Origin of the sequence: Methylorubrum sp. Q1, from assembly GCF_004683995.1 — a bacterium.
Taxonomy (GTDB): domain Bacteria; phylum Pseudomonadota; class Alphaproteobacteria; order Rhizobiales; family Beijerinckiaceae; genus Methylobacterium.
This window is the reverse complement of the sequence record NZ_SRHQ01000112.1, coordinates 1-264: the sequence shown is the minus strand read 5'-3', so window position 1 is coordinate 264 and position 264 is coordinate 1. Positions and strand designations below refer to the sequence as shown.

1 protein-coding gene is annotated in these 264 nt (G+C 62.1%); it reads right to left on the bottom strand.

The window, feature by feature from the left end; all coding sequences use genetic code 11:
* A partial coding sequence (locus E4V01_RS25490) for a hypothetical protein (RefSeq protein ID WP_135300311.1) occupies window positions 1-197 on the bottom strand: 197 nt, incomplete at its 3' end.
* Between the last annotated feature and the right edge of the window lie 67 nt (window positions 198-264).

Sequence of the window (264 nt, the reverse complement as noted above, 5' to 3'; positions counted from 1 at the left end):
CGGGCGAGGTCGCCCAGCAAGGTCACGGCCTCGACCTGACGGGCCAGCGCCGCGCCGATCGCCGAGACCTGATCGACCTTGAGGATCGCGAAGCCGCCGGTCAGGCCGGACAACACAACCAGGATCGCGACCGTACCGATGATTTTCGACTTGATGGATCGTAGATTGATCGAGCGAATTCTCTTGCTGATCGGCATGGCGGCGAACCTTTGAGGAGGACGGGTCCGAATGGAGTTTGATCGTGGAAGGGCGGGGCGTTTGCGT